The 13783-nt window shown below is 69.8% G+C and carries 14 protein-coding genes; 3 read left to right on the top strand and 11 right to left on the bottom strand.

Features of this window, described 5'->3' with window-relative positions:
* The 9 genes from QSK37_RS02100 to glnA form a co-directional block, all read right to left on the bottom strand.
* Positions 1-237 (bottom strand): cinnamycin family lantibiotic, encoded by a 237-nt coding sequence (locus tag QSK37_RS02100; RefSeq protein WP_285566926.1) that lies wholly within the window; start codon positions 235-237, stop codon positions 1-3.
* 24 nt (positions 238-261) lie between these two features.
* Complete coding sequence (locus QSK37_RS02095) at positions 262-618, bottom strand: DurN family substrate-assisted peptide maturase (RefSeq protein ID WP_285617100.1); 357 nt, start codon at positions 616-618, stop codon at positions 262-264.
* A gap of 55 nt (positions 619-673) precedes the next feature.
* Positions 674-1465 carry an AfsR/SARP family transcriptional regulator gene (locus tag QSK37_RS02090; protein WP_285617099.1) on the bottom strand — a complete coding sequence of 264 codons (792 nt, stop codon included), beginning with the start codon at positions 1463-1465 and terminating at the stop codon, positions 674-676.
* A gap of 693 nt (positions 1466-2158) precedes the next feature.
* Positions 2159-2959 (bottom strand): phosphatase PAP2 family protein, encoded by an 801-nt coding sequence (locus QSK37_RS02085; RefSeq protein WP_285617097.1) that lies wholly within the window; start codon positions 2957-2959, stop codon positions 2159-2161.
* A 13-nt stretch (positions 2960-2972) separates the two neighbouring features.
* Positions 2973-3797, bottom strand: coding sequence for a phosphatase PAP2 family protein (locus QSK37_RS02080; RefSeq protein WP_285617094.1), 825 nt, complete (start codon positions 3795-3797; stop codon positions 2973-2975).
* Between the two features lie 124 nt (positions 3798-3921).
* Entirely contained in the window at positions 3922-6555 is a 2634-nt protein-coding gene (locus tag QSK37_RS02075; RefSeq protein WP_285617093.1) for a glycoside hydrolase family 84 protein, read from the bottom strand.
* A gap of 80 nt (positions 6556-6635) precedes the next feature.
* Complete coding sequence (locus tag QSK37_RS02070; protein ID WP_285617092.1) at positions 6636-7046, bottom strand: OsmC family protein; 411 nt, start codon at positions 7044-7046, stop codon at positions 6636-6638.
* 42 nt (positions 7047-7088) lie between these two features.
* Complete coding sequence (locus QSK37_RS02065; RefSeq protein WP_285617091.1) at positions 7089-7586, bottom strand: HAD domain-containing protein; 498 nt, start codon at positions 7584-7586, stop codon at positions 7089-7091.
* Between the two features lie 171 nt (positions 7587-7757).
* Positions 7758-9182, bottom strand: a complete 1425-nt coding sequence (gene glnA / locus QSK37_RS02060; RefSeq protein ID WP_285617090.1) for a type I glutamate--ammonia ligase — start codon at positions 9180-9182, stop codon at positions 7758-7760.
* 135 nt (positions 9183-9317) lie between these two features.
* Between glnA and QSK37_RS02055 the strand changes: the two genes are divergently transcribed.
* A complete protein-coding gene (locus QSK37_RS02055) occupies positions 9318-9782 on the top strand; it encodes an RDD family protein (protein ID WP_285617088.1) in 465 nt (154 codons plus the stop codon).
* Between the two features lie 5 nt (positions 9783-9787).
* On the opposite strand, the gene QSK37_RS02050 is transcribed toward QSK37_RS02055, so the two are convergent.
* Entirely contained in the window at positions 9788-10483 is a 696-nt protein-coding gene (locus tag QSK37_RS02050) for a DUF4191 domain-containing protein (RefSeq protein WP_285617086.1), read from the bottom strand.
* A gap of 167 nt (positions 10484-10650) precedes the next feature.
* Here QSK37_RS02050 and QSK37_RS02045 point away from each other — a divergent pair, with 167 nt between their 5' ends.
* Both QSK37_RS02045 and QSK37_RS02040 read left to right on the top strand, forming a co-directional pair.
* Entirely contained in the window at positions 10651-11961 is a 1311-nt protein-coding gene (locus QSK37_RS02045; RefSeq protein WP_285566910.1) for a C39 family peptidase, read from the top strand.
* Positions 11962-12028: 67 nt separating this feature from the next.
* A complete protein-coding gene (locus QSK37_RS02040; RefSeq protein WP_285617085.1) occupies positions 12029-13339 on the top strand; it encodes a C39 family peptidase in 1311 nt (436 codons plus the stop codon).
* 10 nt (positions 13340-13349) lie between these two features.
* Here the strand turns inward: QSK37_RS02040 and QSK37_RS02035 are convergent, their stop codons facing one another.
* The gene (locus tag QSK37_RS02035) at positions 13350-13754 is read right to left on the bottom strand and encodes a PaaI family thioesterase (protein WP_285617083.1); all 405 of its coding nucleotides are present in this window, start codon (positions 13752-13754) and stop codon (positions 13350-13352) included.
* Positions 13755-13783: the final 29 nt, after the last annotated feature.

Genomic DNA, 13783 nt, shown 5'->3' with positions numbered 1-13783 from the left:
CTACTTGGTGGTGCCGTCGCAGACCGCCGTGATCGGACCCCAGCTGCAACTCGTCTGGCAGGCGTAGATCTCCATCGCGGCGACGCCCTCGGTCCAGAAGTCGATTGACTCCTGGTCCGGCTGCTCGATGGGAGCGGGCAGCGAGGAGCCGGACAGGCCGAAGGCCGCGGGGTCCGCCAGCAGTTCGGTGCGGAACTCGCTGTCGACGACGGCCTGGAGCGTCATGGTGTCGGACACGGATACCTCCTGAGTGAACGTGGGCTACTGGGTCTTCTCGGCGACGAGCCGGATGCCGATCTGCCGCTCGACGTTCTGCAGCTCCCGGATGGCGGCCGCCATGTTGTCACTGTCGTTCTGCCAGCGAACCAACTCCTTTTCGTCCGGGGACAGCCCGCTTTCTATCCAAATGGACTCGAGCCACGCCTTTGTGGCATGAGGCTGAATATCAGTCATGGGAGTGATTCGGGAAAGAACGGGCTCTTCGTGGAGGTCGAGAGCGCGAGTGAGGACTTCGCGCAGCTTCCCGTCCGGAGGCAGCAGTGAGCAGAAGATCATTAATTGCTGAACTTGCCGGATCTCCTCAACGCCCGGATACAGGGTCGGCCCTTTGGCGGTCATGAGCACCCTTTCCTTGTCGGCGTTCCCAACTTAGGAAGGGGTTCTTTCAGTCCGCTTACAGTTCGCCTTCAGGTGGCGTTGACGAAAGCCGGGGGTCGTCGCGCAGGATCGCGGTGTGCAGGTCGCGTACCTCCGGCCCCGGGCAGACGCCGAGACGGCGGCGCAACGACGCGCTGACCTCGCCGTACGCCTCGAGTGCCTCGGCCGGCCGGCCGCAGCGGTACAGCGCGACCATCAGCTGACCCCAGAAGCGTTCGTGGAAGGGATGCCTGCCGGTCAGTGCGCGCAGTTCGCCGACCAGGCGATCGTGCCGGCCGAGCGCGAGGTCGACCTCGTGCCGCCGTTCCAACGTGCGCAGATGTTCCTCGATCAGGCTGGGAACGACGTCACGGTGCAGGGACTCCGACCGTACGTCGGACAGGACCGGACCGCGCCACAGGGACAGGGCCGCGGTGAGCCCGGCGGACTCGGCGGTCAGGTCGCCGCGCCGCCCGGCCGTACGCGCCTCGGCGACCATCGTGCGGAAGCGGATCAGGTCGAGCCCGCCCGCGTCGAGCTCGATGCCGTACCCGGCCGGGGAGGTGCTGATCAGCCCGGACCCGCCGCCGGTGTGGCGGTCGAGCGTCTGCCGCAGCCGCGTGACGTACGTGTGCAGCGCCCCGCGCGGGCCGCGGGGCGGGTCCCCGCACCACAGGCGGTCGGTGAGCTCCTCGATGGGCACGGTCTGGTTCGCGCTGAGCAGCAGGGTGGCGAGGAGTGTCCGCTGTTTCCCCGCCGCGACGGGCACCCGCCGTGTGCCGGCGGAGACCTCGAGCGGACCGAGGACGCGGAAATTTAGACCATGCACGACTGAACTCCAGACTCGCTTCTCGTACCGCGATCCGGCTTCTGAGGCCGACGACGGGGGAACTCGCCGAAATCATTTGATTTATGGTCAAGTCGGGCTTTCTTTGGTCACGGCCGTGAGGACGCGTCCGTGGCACTTCTGTGTCACCGGTTTCGGGCTCGTACGATACAGCTATGGACGTTGAGGGACAATCACGATCAATGGGCGATGGCCTGGGAAGACGACGTGAGGTGGCGCGTTCGGCGCGGATGATCCCGACGGTGGATTTCGGTGTTCCGTTTTCGCGCGTGTGACCGAGGGTGATCGGTGCTTTAAAAGCGGATTAGTGGCGATATTTCCCTGGGTGGAGGTGCGGGTGGCGCGGGAGGCGGAGAGGTGAGGTCAAAGGGAACCGCGGTGGACACAGAGGTGGCCCCGTGTGCAGGGAGCTGCGCGCCTCTCTGCCACGCTGGGCCACCGGCCGACGGCGAGGTCGCGCTCAAGTCCGCCATGAGGGCTCGCAAAGGCACGGCCCCCGCAGCCGCGGCACCTCGGTCCAGGTCTCGACCGCGAGCAGTCCGGTACGGCTCAGCGCTGACCGCCCGAACGGGCGGCTGCAGGGGCTCTACCGGCGAAGCGGTCCCGTACGCTGCCTGTTCACGCCGACGGCCGCCCACGGCCGCCATTACGCCGCCCCGCGAAGGGGCCGCGGCCCTAGTCGGTGGAGAACACCCGCGCGACGGGGCCCAGGCGGGGGATGACCAGGCGGACGCCCCGGGCGGCCAGGTAGCCGCAGCCCAGTGTCACCGCGCCGCCGACCGCGTCCAGGAAGTAGTGGTTCGCCGTGCCCAGGATGACGAGCACCGTCGCCAGCGGGTAGAGGAACGGCAGGATCTTGGCCCAGGGGCGCCGGATCACGTCCGAGACGGCGATCGCGCACCACAGCGCCCAGCCGGTGTGCAGGGACGGCATCGCCGCGTACTGGTTCGACACGGAGCCGACCGGTGAGGCGCCCGAGGCGTACAGGCCGTGGGTGTGCCAGACCAGCACCGTGTCGACGTATCCCGGCAGCATCCTCGGCGGCGCGAGGGGCAGCAGATAGAAGCCGACCAGCGCGAGTACCGTCGTCGCGAAGATCAGCCGCCGGTAGAAGACGTAGCGGTCCTGGTGGCGGACGTACAGCCAGGCCAGGATGCCCGGGGTCACGATGAAGTGCAGGGTCGAGTAGTAGTAGTTCGCGACGACGCCGATCCAGTGCACGCGTACGAACAGGTGGTTGAGCGGGAGTTCGAAGCCGATGTGCAGCAGGTGCTCGAGGTTGAGGATCCGTCCGCCGAGTCGAAGCGCCGCCGTGTGCGTCGTGGGTACCAGATTGCGTACGAAGGAGTACGCCGTGTAGCAGAGGGCGATGAGCAGGATCTCGCGCCAGACGCGCGGTCGTACCCCGGCCGGCTTGTCCTCCGGTGCCTCAGTCGCGTCGCCCGTGGCGACTGGCGCTACGGCCGAACTCGACATGATCCCCATGGTGTCAGATCCGGCCGCCTGGACTATCGGCAATAGTTGTCTTGTTTGTCACTTCGTGATCCTTCGCTGGACGTGACCGGTTCTCCCGCAGATGGAGGATAAGGCCTGCGGACAGGGCGAACGCCATCACGGTGATCCCTGCCACGGCGTCCAGCAGGTAGTGGTTGGCGGTCGAGAAGATCACGGTGACCGTGACGATCGGGTAGAGCGTCGCCAGGGCCCTGACCAGCGGCCGGCGGGTACTCGCGATCACCGCCACCGCGCACCAGACCGCCCAGCCCGCGTGCATCGAGGGCATGGCGGCGAACTGGTTCGTGAGCGAGCCCGCCTGGGGCGAGGAGTACAGGCCGAAGCTGTGGAGGGCGGTCACCGGGTCGACGAAGCCCGCGCCGCCGAGGAAACGCGGCGGCGCCAGCGGGTAGATCCAGAACCCGACGAGGGCGATCGCGGTGGCCAGCAGCAGCGACGTGCGCAGCCACCGGTACTGCCGCGGACGCCGGCGGTAGAGCCACACCAGCACCACCAGCGTGACCAGGAAATGGGCGGTCGCGTAGAAGATGTTGGCGGCCTTGGCCAGCAGGGGCATGCGCAGCAGCGCGCGGTTGAGCGCCAGTTCGACGTTCGGCCCCAGGGCGTGCTCCAGGCGCATGACCTGCCCGGCGTGGACGTACGCCGCCGACTCGTTGTGCGGGATCACCAGGCGCACGAGGGTGTACGCGCCGTAGAAGACGGCGATCAGGGCGATCTCCCGCCAGAGCCGGGGCGACCACGAACCCTTCAGGTCGATGTCGCGCGGTGCCGGGCGACAGGGTTGGGCGAGCTGGGCCATGTCTAGATCCTGAAGGAAAGCCCGGCTTTTGTGATCACCTCCAGGAATGGTCTGCGACTCGGCCCATATGAGTACACGCCCTAGTCCTCAGGGTGGATACGGTCGCCCGGATCTCCTCCGGCGATCACTCGGCCGGGACCGGCACGACCTCGCTGATCGAGGGCGCCGGTGAGCCGGACTCCCAGGTCAGACGCACGGCGTCGACCGGATCGCCACCGGCGGGCAGGTCGGCGTACCCGTTACGGAGGATACCGATGTGGCGCCAGGTGTCACCCGACCTGACCTCCACCGCGGCGGTGCCCGCCGAACCCAGCACCCGGACGCGCGCCAGCCGCCGTGCCGCCGAGGGCGTCACGACGAGCGCGTCGCCCGCCGCCGGGGCGGCCGAGGCGGTGTAGGCGGTGTCCAGCGACCCGTCGGCCGCGGCGGCCAGGTCACCGGCCGGGCCGCCCGTGACGGTGTAGGTGATCTGGCCCGGGACGCTCACCTGGAACTCCCGCACCACGCACCAGTACCCGTCATTGGCCGCCGTGGCCCGGTAACGGACGTACCGTGCGGTCGTGCGGGCCGGCGCGGTGGCGTGCACCTCCGCCGTGGTCCCGTCCGCCAGCGGCGTCCAGGAGGAGCCGTCGGTGGAGTACTCCAGCGTCCCGGCGTGGATGTAGTCGTTCGGACTGCCGGACTTGCCCATGAGGACGCCGACGTCGCCGATCGGCCGCGGCTCGCCGAAGTCGACGCCGACCCAGTCGCCGGCCGCCGGCGCCGCGTTGCTCCAGAAGTACGTGCCGGTGTCGCCGTCGGTCATCCGGGCGGGGGCGTTGTCCTGGTACTGCGCCAGGGAGGTGATCCCGGCCGGCCGTACGGCTTGCACGCCGGCCGTACGGTCGAACGCCGCCTTCGCCGTGGTGAGGAACCGGTCGATCACCCCGTCACCGATCTTGGGCGCGGTGCCGCTGTGCGGTTCGCGGGTGTCGCGGATGGCGTTCGCCCGTGCCACCAGGGCGTCGACGCGCCGCCGGTCGGCCCAGCCGTGCGCGAGCGGGTGGGTGATCATGTCGAGGGCGGCGTCCATCGCCTGCGCCCAGAGTTCGGTGGCGTCGAGCCACGCCTTGGCCTCGTCGGCGAAGGCGGGATCGATGACGCCGGCCCGGATCCGGGCCGGGGCGGCGGCGAGCGCCCGTACGCGCGTCCGCAGGTCGCGGACGGAGCCGTGGTGGTCGCCGGCGTCCCAGCGCCGCCAGAAGGCGTTCACGGCGGCGGCCAGCTCGGGCGCCTGGGTCAGGTGCAGCCGGCCGTCGTAGGTCGACACGTCCGCGAAGGCGCGCAGCGCGGCGATCGTCTCCCGGTCACCGCCGGCGCGCTCGGCCAGGGCCGCCGCCCAGGCGCGCCCGGCGTCGTACGTGGCGTCGTGCCAGCCGAAGTCGGCGAAGGAGAACAGCGCGACGTCGCTCACCGCGGCCTGGTTGGACGGGTTGGAGATGATCCCGGTGATCGAGCCGGACAGGCCGCTCTCCCGGCCCGTGTAGGCGGCCAGCGGCAGCCGCCCGGCGATGTAGTCGTTGACCGGGTAGTTGTCCCAGACCAGGATCGGGTGGCCGAACACCTTCTCGGCCTGCTTCGCCTCGTCGACCGTGATCGTCGCCGGGATGACGCCGACGCCGGTCCAGTGCACGATCACGTCCGGGTCCAGCTTGTCGCGCAGGGCCTGCTTGTACGGCGAGTCGGTCACGTTGGAGTACTCGGTCGGCACCATCTGCAGCGGATGCACGTCGCCCTTGGCGCGCGCCCACGCCTGCACCTTGTTCAGCACGTACGCCTGCGCCGCGCCCGCTCCGGCCGCGCCGTCGCCGAACTTGTCCTTGTCGGCCGCGCAGTGCCAGACGCCGTAGTCGATGTCGTCGAACGGCACGTTGAACGCCCGTCCGCCAAGGTCGTACACGGCCTCCAGCTTGGCGATCAGCGCGTCCACGTCCGCCTGGGAGGAGTAGCAGATCGACAGGCCGGGGGAGAGGGCGAAGGTGAACTCCACGTGGTTGTCGCGGGCCCGGCTCACCAGCGCGCCGAGCTGGGCGAGCTCGTCGGCCGGGTACGGGTCGCGCCAGCGTTCCCGGTGGTACGGGTCGTCCTTCGGCGCGTACTCGTAGGTGTTCATCTTGTGCGCGCCGAGGTAGTCGAGGTGGGCCAGCCGGTCCTCGTGGGACCACGGAGTGCCGTAGAAGCCCTCGATCGAACCGCGGTAACGCATCGCGGGCCAGTCGCGTACGGCGACGCCCGGCATCCAGCGCTCGCGCACCAGCTGCCCGAACGTCTCGGCCGCGTAGAAGGCGCCCGTGCCGTCGGCGCCGTCGAGGACGATGTGGTCGCGTCCGCGGTACCGGCCCGCGGCCAGCACGTAACCCTCGGGCCCCAGCCCGGTGTGGTCGGCGACGCCGAGGCCCTTCAGCACGGGCGCGCCGCCGGACAGCCAGACGGTCACCTCGGTCTTCGGGTCGGCCGCCGACTGCCGGATGTCGGTCGCGCCGGCCTTCTTCAGGACCGCCCGCACCGTCCGCAGCGCGGGCGCGTCGGCGTCGGCCGTGGCGACCAGCCCGACCGTGCGGGGGAGGCGGAAGCCGTCGGACCGGTCGTTGATCTGCTGCGGCGTGGGCCAGACGGTCGCGGTGGCCGACGCGTGTGCCGGTGGGGTCGGGCCGGGCAGGGGCGCGGTGACGGCCGCGGTGGCGAGCAGGGCGGTGACGGGGGCCCAGAGCCTGCGCATGGGGGAACTCCTCGCGATTCAGAACAACCGCGAACAGCCAATAATGCGCGGAAGTGTTCGTCAAGCGCCGATTTCGGGCGCTAACGCGCGAGATCGGGCAGAATCTGCTCCGTCGGGGTGGTCTCGCGCAGGGCGCGGCCGACCGTGCAGTGGTTGTCGTGCACCCGGTGCGCGACGTCGGTGAAGACCCTCGCGGCGTCCTCGTCGCCCTCGGGGAGCTCGACGTCGTAGGTGACGGTGACGGCGCCCAGGCGGGTCGGCGCGACCTTCTCGGCCTCGACGGTGGCCGCGAGGCGTACGAGCCGGTGGCCGCGTTCGGACGTAAGCGGCTCGACCGTGACGATCTCGCAGCCGCCCAGCGCGGCGAGCAGCAGCTCGACGGGCGTGAAGACGCCGTCGTCTCCCGAACCCCCGATGGCCACCCGCGCGCCGCGGCCGTTGGTGGCCACGAAGCCGCCGTCGTCGGTGCGCTCGACCCGTACCGAAGCCATGATCATCCCCCTTGTCGCCGGACTGCCCTACTAACGCGGCCCCTAACGCGCGCGCTGCCGCAGTTGTTCCAGCCAGCCGCGCGCCTGCTCCACGTGGACCTCGGTCAGGCCCTCCTCCGGATCCACTCCCACGATCAGATGCGGGCCGAGCGCCGGCCCGGTCGCGAGGACGTCCGGAACATCCGGTTCGTCCTCCAACCATACGAAAGGCCGCTCGCCGATCCACTCGGCGACGTGCCGCGCCTTCCAGCCCCCGTAGGAGTACACGGGGTCGCGCGGGGGGATCGGGATGGCGCGCAACTCGGGCAGGCCGACCCGTGGGGCGATCCACTCGTTGGCCGCGTCGGTCCAGTAGCTGGCCCAGACGAGTTCCGCGCCGGTCTCCTCGGCGAGCGCGGTCAGCATCGGCCCGTGGCGGGGGTTGAGCAACAGCCGGAAGGTGACGCCGTTCGGCGTGGCCCGGTACCGCTGATAGCCGGGCGAACGCTGCAGAGGATTGAGAACACCGTCCACGTCGAGCAACACCAGCGGCGTGTCCATGCTTGAGACGCTATGACACCACGTGTCCCACGCCTAGTGCGGATGAGTGATCGTCCATAAGCGGCCGGACATCACCCCACGACAACGGGCGGGCGACGACGAACGGCCCGGTCCGCCTGGGCGGCGGACCGGGCCGGTCACGTGTCGCGGAGGGCGCGGGGCGCCCGGCGCTCAGCAGTCGTAGTACAGCTCGAACTCGTGCGGGTGCGGGCGGAGGCGGATCGGGTCCAGCTCGTTCTCACGCTTGTAGGCGACCCACGTCTCGATCAGGTCCGGCGTGAACACGCCGCCCTCGAGCAGGTAGTCGTGGTCGGCCTCGAGTGCGGCCAGGACCGCCTCCAGCGAGCCCGGCACCTGCGGGACGCTGCGGGCCTCCTCCGGCGGCAGCTCGTACAGGTCCTTGTCCACCGGCTCCGGCGGCTCGATCTTGTTCTTGATGCCGTCGAGGCCCGCCATGAGCATCGCCGGGAAGGCGAGGTACGGGTTGCAGGACGGGTCCGGAACGCGGAACTCCAGGCGCTTGGCCTTGGGGTTCGAACCGGTGATCGGGATGCGGACGCAGGCCGAGCGGTTGCGCTGGGAGTAGACCAGGTTGACCGGTGCCTCGTAGCCCGGCACCAGGCGGTGGTAGGAGTTCACCGTCGGGTTGGTGAAGGCCAGCAGCGAGGCGGCGTGCTTGAGCAGGCCGCCGATGTAGTAGCGGGCCAGGTCCGACAGCCCGGCGTAGCCGACCTCGTCGTAGAAGAGCGGCGAGCCGTCCTTCCACAGCGACTGGTGGCAGTGCATGCCGGAGCCGTTGTCACCGAAGATCGGCTTCGGCATGAAGGTGACCGTCTTGCCCGCCTGCCGGGCGACGCTCTTGACGATGTACTTGTAGAGCATCAGGTCGTCGGCGGTCTTCAGCAGCGTGCCGAAACGGAAGTCGATCTCGGCCTGGCCGGCGGTGCCCACCTCGTGGTGCTGCATCTCGACCTCGATGCCGCACTCGGTCAGCTGCCGGACCATCTCCGAGCGCAGGTCGGTGAAGTGGTCCATCGGCGGCACCGGGAAGTAGCCGCCCTTGTAACGCGGCTTGTACCCGAGGTTGCCGCCCTCTTCCTTGCGGCCGGTGTTCCAGGCGCCCTCGACCGAGTCGATGTGGTAGAACGACTCGTGCTGGCTCGTCTCGAACCGCACGTCGTCGAAGATGTAGAACTCCGCCTCGGGCCCGAAGAACGCCGTGTCCGCGATGCCCGTGCCGCGCAGGTAGTCCTCGGCCTTGCGGGCGACGTTGCGGGGGTCACGGGTGTACGCCTCGCCGGTGAGCGGGTCGTGCACGAAGAAAGTGATGTTCAGGGTCTTGTGCTGGCGGAACGGGTCGATGACAGCCGTCGTGGGGTCCGGCAGCAACAGCATGTCCGACTCGTGGATCTCCTGAAAACCACGGATGGAGGACCCGTCGAACATCAGGCCGTCGGTGAAGACGCTCTCACCGAAGTTGTTCACGGGGAACGTGAAGTGCTGCGTCGTGCCCGGCAGGTCAGTGAACCTGACATCGACGAACTGTACCCCTTCGTCCTTGATGTATTTCAGGACCTCGCTGGCACTGCTGAACATCCGACCTCCTAGGGTGTTTTCAGGGCGCTATCACGCTATGCACCGGCCGTTTCCAAGCCGTGTCCCATGTGTTTCGCACGTGTTACATGCAACCCCGGCGCCGGATGATCACCGGTGGCGGATAGCTTTGGGGTCATGAGCGAACCTCGGCGTTCGGCCGGAACCTGGCTCTCGGGCGCCCGCGCGGCAGGCGCCGACCTCGGCTATCCGGGGGAGCGGATGGGCCTGCCGCAGCAGGGCCCCGGCTCGGTGGCCGGGTACGGCCGCCGGCTCGTGGCGCTGGTCGTCGACTGGTTCCTGGCCCTGCTGGTGGCGCAGATCCTGTCGGCCCTCCTGCACTGGAGCCCCACGATGCGCAGCGTCGTCACCCTGGCGATCTTCGGGGTGCTCTCGTGGCTGCTCACCGGCCTGTTCGGCACCACCGTCGGCAAGCGGCTCGCCGGGCTGCGCGTGGCCGTGCCGAACGGCGGCCGCGTCGGGCTCCTGTGGGCCTTCGAGCGCGCCGTGCTGCTCGTGCTGCTGATCCCCGCCGTGCTGTGGGACCGCGACCACCGAGGCCTGCACGACCGTGCGGCGAACACGGTGGTCGTGGTCCGCTGAGCCGTTCAGCGCGTACGGGGCTTGGGGCCCTTCGGCATGCGCGCGCCCTTGGGGATCGGGCCCTTGGGCATCTGCATCGCCTGCGGCAGCGCGTTGAGACGGTCGGTCAGCTCGCTGACCTCGTCCTTCTTCAGGTTGCGCGGCAGCTTGGTGAGGTGGCGCTGGAGCTTGCCGATCGGCACCTGGCCCTCGTCGTTGCCGACCTGGATGTCATAGATCGGGACCTCCGAGGCGGCGCGCGAGATGCGCTTCTTCTCCGCTCCGATGAGCTTGCCGACCCGCGAGCGAGGGCCCTCGGCGAGCAGGATCACGCCCGGGTGGCCGACCACGCGGTGCACGACGTCCATGTTGCGGTTCGCCTGCACGGCGGGGGTGACGACCCAGCGGCCCCGCATGTTCTCCACGATCGACGCGGCGGCGCCGGGCCTTCCCTCGAGCATGGAGTACTGCGTACGCTGCGCCAGCTGCCCGAAGACGATCATGCCGACCGCGAGGGCGGCCAGTACGCCGAGCGGGATCAGCAGCAGTGCCTGGCCCAGGAGCAGCCCGACGACCACGAACACCACGAGAGTCCCGATCGCCGCCAAGAACACCATCGGCAGAGCCTTGGGATTGGCCTGGTGGACCAGCGAGGCGACCATGCGGATCTGCTTGAGGCGGCCGGGTCTTTCGTCCTGTCCGTCCTGGGACTTCTTTGCCATGGAGGGAAGGATACGAGGGTTCGCGCCCGCAGTCGAAAGCGACGCCGCCGTTGTCGGGCCCGGCGGTAAACAAATTTCCACGCAACGCTTGGGCCTGTTAAGCGTTGACACGCGGTCGGCGCGGTCTTACCGTCCCGGTTCAGATCGTCGCCGTCCTTGGAGTCGCCATGGTGTGGTCGGGTGCCCGTGCTTCGGCACGGAGGGTCTCTCTTGTCGTACTGGTCGGTCTCGCGACCACCAGCGTGGCCGCGGCGCCGCACGCGGGGGCGGCCGAGGCCCCCGCACGCTCGCTCGCGGCCTACCACCAGTGGACGTCGGCCCGCGACTTCGCGAAGGGCTCGTCCGAGGGCGTACGGCCGTCCGGCGCCGGCGCCCTCACCATCGCCCGCACGGTCGGCTCCACCGCGTACGCCGACCCGTACGGCGCCGGCACCAAGACCTGGGACTACGCCCGCTGGACGTCGCCCAAGGTGTCGGTCGGGTTCGGCGCGAGCCAGCTGGTGGCCTCCTGGACCGCCGACACCCCCCACGGCACCTGGCTGCAGGTCGAGATGCGCGGCCACACCGGAGCGGGCGCCGACACCAAGTGGTACGTCATGGGCCGCTGGGCCTCCGACGACCCCAAGGAGGGCGGCGACATCAACCGGACGACGGTGCCCGGCCAGGCCGACGCCAACGGCAACGTCGACATCGACACCTTCATCGCCAAGAACTCCCTCACCTCCTACCAGCTACGGGTCACCCTGTACCGCGCGCCCGGCAAGCACGTGCGGCCGGTGCTCCGCTCCGTCGGCGCGATGGCCTCGCTGGTCGCGCAGCGCACGACCGTGCCGGTCAGCCCGCTCGGCGGGGCCGAGGGCATCGAGCTGAAGGTCCCGACGTACTCCCAGAACATCCACAAGGGCCAGTACCCGGAGTACGACGGCGGCGGCGAGGCCTGGTGCAGCCCCACGTCCACCTCGATGGTCGTGGGCTACTGGAAGCGCGGCCCCTCCAAGAAGGACATGTCCTGGGTGGACCCGTCGTACGCCGACCCACAGGTCGACTACGCCGCGCGTCACACCTACGACTACAACTACGAGGGCACCGGCAACTGGCCGTTCAACCCCGCGTACGCCGGCCGCTTCGGGCTGAACGGCTTCATCACGCGGCTGCGGTCGGTGACGGAGCTGGAGCAGTTCATCAAGGCGGGCATCCCGGTGGTGACCTCGCAGTCGTTCAAGGCCGACGAGCTGCCCGGCTCGAACTACAGCACCAACGGTCACCTCTTCGTCGTCGTCGGGTTCACCAAGAAGGGCGACCCGATCATCAACGACCCGGCCTCGTCCTCCGACGCCGTCGTCCGCAACGTCTACCCGCGTGCCAACTTCGAGAACGTCTGGCTGCGGAGTTCCTCCAGCGGCGGCATCGCGTACATCATGTACCCGCCGGGTCACCGGCTCCCCAAGAACATCCCCGGTATGGAGAAGAACTGGTGAAAACCGTCGCCCGGTGCGCCGTGACCGCGGTCACGGCGCACCGGGGGCCCTCCCCCTGGAGCACCCCATGGTGTGGTCGCGGTTCCGCGCTCCGGCGCGGCGAGTCCTCGTGCTGGTCCTCGCCGGCCTGATGACCACGGCGGGAACCGGCGCGCCCGGCGCGGAGGCGGCGAAGGCCGCGCCGCAGTCGAGCGTCGTCTACCACGAGTGGAGTTCGGACGCCGACTTCGCGGCGGGGGTCTCGGAGGGCGTGGAGCCGTCCGGCACCGGCGCCGTCGCCTTCGCCACCCCGGCGGGCACGGCGAGCTACACCGACCCGTACGGCGGCGGAACCAAGACCTGGGACTACGCCCGCTGGACGTCGCCGACGGTGTCGGTCGGGTTCGGCGCGAGCCAGCTCGTGGCGTCCTGGACCGCCGACACCCCGCACGGGAGCTGGCTGCAGATCGAGATGCGCGGCCACACCGGAGCGGGCGCGGACACCAAGTGGTACGTCATGGGCCGCTGGGCGGCCGACGACCCGGGGGAGGGCGGCGACATCCACCGCACCTCCGTGCCGGGCCAGGGCGACGCCGACGGCGACGTCGACATCGACACGTTCGTCGCCACGGGCTCGCTGACCTCCTACCAGCTCCGGGTGACGCTGTACCGCCTGCCGGGCACCGGGACGCGGCCGGCGCTGCGCTCGGTGGGCGCGATGGCCTCCCTGGTGCCCGGCCGCAAGACCGTGCCGGCCAGCCCGCTCGGCGGCGCGGAGGGCGTCGAGCTGAACGTCCCCGCCTACTCCCAGGAGATCCACAAGGGCCAGTACCCGGAGTACAACGGCGGCGGCGAGGCGTGGTGCAGCCCGACGTCGACGTCCATGGTCGTGGCCTACTGGAACACCGGACCCTCGCCGCAGGACATGTCCTGGGTGGACCCGTCGTACGCCGACCCGCAGGTCGACTACGCCGCGCGGAACACCTACGACCACAACTATCAGGGGACCGGCAACTGGCCGTTCAACCCCGCCTACGCCGGCCGCTTCGGGCTGAACGGCTTCATCACGCGCCTGCGGTCGGTCACCGAGCTTGAGCAGTTCATCAAGGCGGGCATCCCGGTGGTGACCTCGCAGTCGTTCAAGGCATCCGAACTGCCCGGCGCCGGCTACGGCACCAACGGCCACCTGTTCGTGGTCGTCGGCTTCACCCAGAGCGGCGACCCGATCGTCAACGACCCGGCGTCGCCCTCGGACGCCGAGGTCCGCCACGTCTACCCGCGCGCCGACTTCGAGAACGTCTGGCAGCGGAGTTCCTCCAGCGGCGGCATCGCCTACATCATGTACCCGCCGGGACACGCGCTCCCGCCGAACGTGCCCGGCACCGACCCGAACTGGTGACGTTCCTCCCTCAGAGGAGGGCGTAGACCGTCGTCGCGTGCGCGGCGACGTTCCCGCCCGCGGTCATGGCGACCTCGGCGAACGCCAGCGTGCGGCCGACCTTGGTGAGCGTCGCCGTGACGAGGACGTCGGCGTCCACGACGGGACGCTGGAACGTGCTCGACTGCTGCACGGTCGTCATCGGGACGAACTCCCCGCGCGCCGCGGACACCGCGATCACGGTGGCGGTGTCGGCCGCGGCCATGAGCGCCTGACCGCACATGGCCCCGCCCTGCCGGGCCAGCCGGGTGGACCACGGCAGCCGCAGCACGGCCATCAGGTCCCCGGTCTCCTCGACCACGAGGCCGAGCTCCCGCACCCAGGGGGCGAAGTTCTCATTGAGGATGGCGTTGCCGTCGGCGGCGCTCAGCGTCATGCGCCCATCATTCCCACCGCCCGGGCTCC

The organism is Actinoallomurus iriomotensis (genome assembly GCF_030269445.1).
GTDB lineage: Bacteria > Actinomycetota > Actinomycetes > Streptosporangiales > Streptosporangiaceae > Actinoallomurus > Actinoallomurus iriomotensis.
The sequence above is the reverse complement of the archived record's forward strand: the minus strand, read 5'-3'. Positions and strand labels throughout refer to the sequence as shown.

Excerpts from the sequence above, each read along its gene's own strand:
- QSK37_RS02095 (WP_285617100.1), bottom strand. The coding sequence starts at position 618 with ATGACCGCCAAAGGGCCGACCCTGTATCCGGGCGTTGAGGAGATCCGG.
- QSK37_RS02085 (WP_285617097.1), bottom strand. The coding sequence starts at position 2,959 with ATGTCGAGTTCGGCCGTAGCGCCAGTCGCCACGGGCGACGCGACTGAG.
- QSK37_RS02080 (WP_285617094.1), bottom strand. The coding sequence starts at position 3,797 with ATGGCCCAGCTCGCCCAACCCTGTCGCCCGGCACCGCGCGACATCGAC.
- QSK37_RS02075 (WP_285617093.1), bottom strand. The coding sequence starts at position 6,555 with ATGCGCAGGCTCTGGGCCCCCGTCACCGCCCTGCTCGCCACCGCGGCC.
- QSK37_RS02070 (WP_285617092.1), bottom strand. The coding sequence starts at position 7,046 with ATGGCTTCGGTACGGGTCGAGCGCACCGACGACGGCGGCTTCGTGGCC.
- QSK37_RS02065 (WP_285617091.1), bottom strand. The coding sequence starts at position 7,586 with ATGGACACGCCGCTGGTGTTGCTCGACGTGGACGGTGTTCTCAATCCT.
- glnA (WP_285617090.1), bottom strand. The coding sequence starts at position 9,182 with ATGTTCAGCAGTGCCAGCGAGGTCCTGAAATACATCAAGGACGAAGGG.
- QSK37_RS02055 (WP_285617088.1), top strand. The coding sequence starts at position 9,318 with ATGAGCGAACCTCGGCGTTCGGCCGGAACCTGGCTCTCGGGCGCCCGC.
- QSK37_RS02050 (WP_285617086.1), bottom strand. The coding sequence starts at position 10,483 with ATGGCAAAGAAGTCCCAGGACGGACAGGACGAAAGACCCGGCCGCCTC.
- QSK37_RS02045 (WP_285566910.1), top strand. The coding sequence starts at position 10,651 with ATGGTGTGGTCGGGTGCCCGTGCTTCGGCACGGAGGGTCTCTCTTGTC.
- QSK37_RS02040 (WP_285617085.1), top strand. The coding sequence starts at position 12,029 with ATGGTGTGGTCGCGGTTCCGCGCTCCGGCGCGGCGAGTCCTCGTGCTG.
- QSK37_RS02035 (WP_285617083.1), bottom strand. The coding sequence starts at position 13,754 with ATGACGCTGAGCGCCGCCGACGGCAACGCCATCCTCAATGAGAACTTC.